We start from the raw sequence: 6,194 nt of genomic DNA on the forward strand, positions 1-6,194 counted from the left end.
ACCACCGGACGGCCCCGGAGCGGAAGGCGCAATTCCGCACCGTGCCTTCCAGAATCACCGACCGAAACGTTCATCGGCCACGAATCCTCGGCGCCCCGGGCGGACCGCCGAGGCGGCGGGTCTCCCGCCGCACCGGCGCCCGTGTCCGTACCGCCTCTCCGCCCCGCGACCGGTCAGCTCCCGGTGGCCGTGCGGGCGCGGACCCGGACGGGCAGGCTGCGGTGGCCGTTCATGATGAAGGTCGGCAGCGGACGCAACTCTCCCGGCGGCGTCGCCAGGGCGAGGTCGGGGAACCGCTCGAAGAGCCGGGACAGTCCCGTTCGGGCGACCAGTCGCGCCACGCCGACGCCCAGGCAGTAGTGGGGCCCGTGGCCGAAGGAAAGGTGGGACTTGTCCGCGCGCAGCACGTCGAAGCGGTCCGGGTCCTCGGAATGGAGCCGGGGATCCCGGCCCACCGCGCTGTAGTTGACCAGGATCGGGTCCCCCTTGGGGATCGTCACTCCCCCCACCTCGATCTCCTCCGCGGCGTACCGCAGCGGCAGGTGGGCGAGCGGCGACTCGGCCCGCAGCGTCTCCTCGATCACGTCGTCCCAGTCGGCACGACCGCTGCGGACGTGCTCCAACTGCGTGGGATCGGAGAGCAGCGCGGTGATCGCGTTGTCGAAGAAGTTGATCGTGGTCTCCGAACCGGCCCCGAGGATCGCGAAGATGGTGTCGGTGAGCTCGTCCTCGGTGAGGCGTTCCCCGTCCTCGTCGCGGGCGGCGACCAGGTCGCTGGTGATGTCCTCGCCGGGGTTCCGCCGCTTCTCCGCGATGAGGTCCGCCATCGCGGCGCGCCAGCCGGCCAGCACGGCCTGGGCGTCGGCCGGGCTCAGGGTGGTGTCCACCATCGCGTCGATGACCTTGGCCGTTCTGGCGCGCGCCTCCTCCGCCATGCCGATGAGGTCGGCCACCAGCCGGGCCGGCAGGGGGTAGGCGAACCGCTCCCGCAGGTCCACGACCTCGCCGGGCGCCGCCGCCTCCAGTCCGTCGAGCAGTTCGTCGGTCAACTCCTCGACACGGGGACGGAACGCCTCCGTGCGGCGCGGACCGAACGCCTTGCCCACCAGTCTGCGCAGCCGCAGGTGGTTACGGCCGTGCGCGGTGACCATGTTGTCCATCGCGACCCAGCTGATCAGCTCCCAGTCCGGGGGGACCTCGCCGTTGACGAAGGCGGGCCAGTGGTGACGCGCGCTCTTGGTGACCCGGGGGTCGCCGAGCACCCGCTTGATGTCGTCGTGGCGGTTGAGCGACCAGGCGTGCTTTCCGCCGGGGAGGCCCACCAGCACGGCGGGCCCGGCCTCGCGGAGCGCGGCGGTCTCACCGTGCAGGTCGCTGCCGGTGGTGTCCAGGGTGAAGGGGCAGCCTTGTGTCATGGGTTCCGTCCCGGAGTGAGTGGTGTCGGTGGTGCGTCGTTCGTGGATCCCCGCCCCGGCGACCGGCCGGCGGGGTCGCGCGGTCAGTCGGCGACGCCGAAGTGCGCCCTGGCCAGTTCGCGGTTGGCGTGCGTGGCGAGGAAGACCCCGTTGCCGAGATGGCTGTGCAGCGTGGACATGTCCCGCCAGACCCGTTCGAGCCGCTCCCCTCGGCGCATCGCGCTGGACCCGGCGGTCGGCACCAGCCGGTCCTCGACGGCCCGCCAGGCGAGCTGCACCGCGTACCGGCTGATCAGGGCGAGTCGCAGCTCCCGCTCCCGCGTGAAGGCGGCGGCGCCCTCGACGCACATCGCCTCCCACTGACGCGCCGCGTCGTCCATGGCGGCGGCGGCGGTGGCGATCATGCCGGTGGCCTCGCCGAAGCGCAGCTGGTAGTCCGGGTCGGCGGTCCGGGGCACGACGGGCGGGAAGGACGTGGTGCGGGCACGCGCCAACTCCTCGTAGGCGTCGAGCGCCCCCTGCGCCATGCCCACCGCGAGCGCGCCGAGCTCCAGCAGCATCAGGCTCAACGGCCCCCCACCGTAGAGCGGGCCGTGGAGCGTCCGCCCCGGGGTGCCGTCCGTGACGGCGAGTTGGGCGAGGTGCCCGCCGAGCGTGTACCGGTCCGGTACCGGCGCGTCGGTCAGCCGGATGCTGTGGGAGCCGCTTCCCCGGAGGCCGAGCTGCGCGTCCCAGTCGTCGAGCCGCTCGAACGTCCGGCTCGGGGCGATGAACAGGAGCGGCACCGGCGGGCCCTCGGGCTCCGGGCCGGGGACCAGGGTGTGGCCGAGGAAGTGGGTGGCGTACGGCGCGCCCGAGCAGTACGCCCAGGTGCCGTCGACACGCCAGCCGGACGGCGTGCGCCGGGCGGAACCCGCGGGTGCGACGGTGGCCGGGCAGATGAAGTCGCCGTCGGCGAAGATCTCCGCCTGGGCCTCCTCACCGAGCAGCGTGCCGACCGCCGACGCGTGGACGGCACCGAAGAGGTACATCCAGGCGGTCGACGGACAGCCGCGCGCCAGCTCGGTGGCGACGCGCAGGAAGACCGCCGGGCCGTTCCCGTGGCCGCCGTAGCGTCGCGGCACCAGGATGCGGTAGAAGCCGGCGGCGCGGAACTCCTCGTGGGTGTCCGCGGCGTAGTAGCCGCGGTCCTCGGTCTCCTGCTGCCGGGCGACCAGTCCACGGGCGATGTCCCGTGCGCGGGCGACGAGTTCGTCCGACGTGGGGACGGCGTCCGGCGGGGCGGTGGCAGGGGGGGGCGTGGTCATGGGTGCTCGTTCCTCGGTGGCTCGGTGGTGCCCGGGAGGGGTGGTACCGCCTCGCGCGGGAGCGGGCGGCGACGGCCGGAGCGGTGGCGCTCCGGGGGGGGCACCGGGCGCGGGGCCCGGCCGGTCTCAGTGCGGCAGTTCGGTCTCGGGGGCGCGCGCGGTGATCTCCAGGTGGCGCGTGAACCCCGCCAGCAGGCCGACCACCGTCTCCCGGTCCCAACGGGAGTGGTCGAACTTCAGGCTGCCGACCAGTTCGCCGTCGGCCAGGAGGTCCAGCGCCCACAACGCGCCGTTGGGGATGGCGGAGCTCACCCGCTGGGAGAGCGTGCGGCGTCGGATCTCGGCGACGGAGGGCCCGCCCTCCGCGGCCGGGCCGTCGGCGCCGAACGGCGCCTGCAGCATCTCGAAGGCGGCGACGGCGAGGCCGGGATCGGCGAACGGGGCGAGCAGTCCCGGGGAGTCCTCGGCGACGTGGGCGAACGGGATCTCGTGCTGGTAGGCGCCGAGGCAGGCGGTCCTGGTCCGGGTGAGCACGTCGCCGTAGGTCGCGCAGTCACGTGTGTCGACGCGTATCGGCAGGAAGTTGAAGAAGGGCCCGACCGCGTGCGCGTACCGCTCCTCCCAGCGTCCGGCGGAGAACGTCGGGAAGACCACGTCGCCCGCGCCGGTCCGCTCCCGCAGGAGAACGGTGTACGCCGCTGCGAGGACCATGAAGGGGGTACCGCGGACGGCGCGGGCGCGCGCGGTGGTCCCGGTCGAGAGGTCTCTGCCGAGGACGAACCTCTCGACCCCGTAGTCCGCGGGGGTCCTCTCCTCGTGCGGCCGGTCGGTGGCGAGGCCGGTGATCGGGGCGCCGCCGAGGCGGCTCTGCCAGTAGGCGCGGGCCCGCCGTACGGGGTCGCTGCCGCTGCCGCTCTGCTGTGCCAGGGCGAACTCACGGTAGGGGACGGGAGGTTCGGCGGGAGCTGCGTCGGGGTCGCCGTAGGCGGCGAGGAGGTCGCGTGCGATCACCTGGAGCGACCAGGCGTCGGTGGAGGTGTGGTGGGTCGCCAGCACCAGTACGGCGTCCTCCGGCGAGAACCTGCCGAGGTGGGCCCGCAGGTGGGGGCGTTCGGCCACCGGGAAGACGCTCGCGTCCACCGTGTTCAGGTACTCCTCGGCCGCGGTGTCGCGGTCGCCGTCCGCCGGGAGGTGGACCTCTGTCAGGGTGACGGGCCCGGCGGGACGCACCACCTGGTGCCCTCCGTCGTCGTCCGCGACGATCTCCGTTCGCAGCGCCTCGTGGCGGTGCACGACCGCGTCGAGTCCGGCCCGCAGCCGGGCGGTGTCGACAGGCCCCCGCAGCCGCCAGCCGCCGACGAGGGTGTGGCGGTGCCCGAAGGCGCCGTCCTCGGGTCCTTTGTCGAAAGACCGCAGGAACTGCTGGTTGAGTGAGAGCGGGACGCGGGGGGCGGTACCCGCCGCTGGGGCGGGCGTGGCCGTGCTCTTGGTCTGGGTCATCGTCTCGTCCGTTTCCTCGTCGCCGTCCGGGCCCGTCAGGCGCCCGGCTTCACGCGTGCGGCCAACAGGCCGTCGAGCTCCTCGGGGGTGGGGTGGGAGAAGACCTCCCCGACCTCCACCACCGCGCCGAACTCCCGCTCGATGCGGGAGATCAACCGGATCGCCTGGAGCGACTGCCCCCCGAGCTCGAAGAAGTCGCCCTCGGCCGTCACCGCCGGAACGGCGAGGACCTCGGCGAAGAGCCGGCAGAGCCGCGCCAGGCGCCCGTCGCCCTCCGCCGCGGCCGGCGGCGGGGGGACGGGACGGACCGCGGCGGCGCGCAGCACGGCCCGGTCCACCTTCCCGTTGGAGGTGAGCGGGAGGCGGTCCACCACCCGCACCACGGAGGGCACCAGGTAGCCCGGGAGCCGCTGCCCGCACCACTCCAGCAGTTCCGCCCGGTCCACCGCCCGGTTCCCCCGGGGCACCACGAAGGCGTGGAGCCGGCGGTCGTCGGGGGCCGCCCCGTCCAGGGCCGCCACGACGGCGGCGTCCCCGACGGAGGGGTGCGCGGTGAGCAGCAGCTCCACCTCCGCGGGCTCGACGAGGTGCCCTCTGATCTTGAGGCGGTCGGTCGTCCGGCCGACGAACTCCAGCCGGCCGCCGGTGGTGCGGCGCATCAGGTCACCGGTGCGGTACAGCGTGGCGCCGCCCGCCGCGTGGGGGTCCGCGACGAAGCGCTCGCGGGTGAGATCGGGGCGGCCCAGGTACCCCCGCGCGAGGCGGGGCCCGCCGACGTACAACTCGCCGACGGCGCCGTTCGGCACCTGCCTCCGCTGCTCGTCGAGGAGTCGGACGACGACGCCGTCCATCGGGAGGCCGACGGGGACCGGACCGGTGGGTGGGCGGTCCGCCGTCATGACGTGCTGGAGGACGAACGCGACGAGTTCGGTTGCGCCGTAGGTCGCACGGACGGTGGTGCCCGGGCAGGCGTCGAGGACGGCGTGGACCGCCGCGGGCGCCACGACGTCCCCGCCGGTCAGCACCTCCCGCACCGGCGCGAAGACCCCGGGGTCCTCCTGTGCCAGGACCCGGAAGAGACCGGCGGTGACGTGCACGGCGTCGATGTCCTGCTCGGCGATCAGCTGTCGGAGGGTCCGGACGTCGGGAGCGGTGGGAGGTGCGAGCACCACGGTCCCGCCGTTCAGCAGCGGGACCCACCATTCGTAGAGGCAGACGCCGAACGCCTGCGGCGCGAGAGCCAGGATCCGCCGGTGCCCGTCCTGCCAGAGGCTGTCGGAGGCGAGGGCGACGACACCGCCGTGGGTGATCTCCACGCCCTTGGGGGTGCCGCTCGAACCGGAGGTGTGGATGACGCAGGCGAGGGTGTCGCTGGCGGGCCGGAAACCCGGGTCGTGCGCGGGGTGTTCGCCCTCCGCCGTCCCCGCCACCTCGACGACGGTCCCGGAGAACGAGGGCAGGCCCCGCTCGCGGGTGGCCGCGTCGGTGACGAGGACGGCGCACCCCGCGGCCGTGAGCACCGCCCGGGTGCGGAGTTCCGGGTGGGACGGGTCCAACGGGAGGTGGGAGGCACCGGACTTGAGGATGCCGAGGGCGGCGACCACGGCGTCCGGCGACCGGTCGGCGAGTACCGCCACGGGCTCGCCCGGACCGACGCCGAGCGCGAGCAGCCGGTGGGCGAACCGGTTGGCCAGCTCGTCGAGCGCCCGGTAGTCGAGGGTGCGACCGCCGGAGATCAGCGCGGCGCGGTCGGGGGTCGCCGCCGCGTGCTCCGCGAAGCGCTGATGGATCGAGGTGTGAGCCACGGGCGTTGCCCTCCCGGTGTCGGCGGCGGCCCGAGGGGCCGCGGCGATGTGGAACGTTGGCACGGGCCGTCGCGGCGGTGCATCTCCTGTATTGCCGAGGCGGCGGGCCGGCGCTCCGGCGTGCGCCCCGCCGCGCGCGGGGGTACCTGGGCCGCCCCGATCTCACC

At 74.4% G+C, this 6,194-nt stretch carries 4 protein-coding genes; all 4 read right to left on the reverse strand.

The features are described from left to right. Window positions 1-173: 173 nt before the first annotated feature. The 4 genes from HCJ92_RS08135 to HCJ92_RS08150 all read right to left on the reverse strand — a co-directional run bounded on the left by HCJ92_RS08135 (window position 174) and on the right by HCJ92_RS08150 (window position 6,027). Complete coding sequence (locus HCJ92_RS08135; protein WP_167932781.1) at window positions 174-1,415, reverse strand: cytochrome P450 family protein; 1,242 nt, start codon at window positions 1,413-1,415, stop codon at window positions 174-176. Window positions 1,416-1,498: 83 nt separating this feature from the next. After that, window positions 1,499-2,722, reverse strand: a complete 1,224-nt coding sequence (locus tag HCJ92_RS08140) for an acyl-CoA dehydrogenase family protein (RefSeq protein WP_167932782.1) — start codon at window positions 2,720-2,722, stop codon at window positions 1,499-1,501. A 126-nt stretch (window positions 2,723-2,848) separates the two neighbouring features. Then, on the reverse strand, window positions 2,849-4,222 hold the full coding sequence (locus tag HCJ92_RS08145; RefSeq protein ID WP_167932783.1) for a condensation domain-containing protein: 1,374 nt from the start codon (window positions 4,220-4,222) through the stop codon (window positions 2,849-2,851). 35 nt (window positions 4,223-4,257) lie between these two features. Beyond that, a complete protein-coding gene (locus HCJ92_RS08150; protein ID WP_167932784.1) occupies window positions 4,258-6,027 on the reverse strand; it encodes an amino acid adenylation domain-containing protein in 1,770 nt (589 codons plus the stop codon). Window positions 6,028-6,194: the final 167 nt, after the last annotated feature.

It is taken from the genome of Streptomyces spiramenti (assembly GCF_012034385.1).
Classification (GTDB): Bacteria; Actinomycetota; Actinomycetes; order Streptomycetales; family Streptomycetaceae; genus Streptomyces; species Streptomyces spiramenti.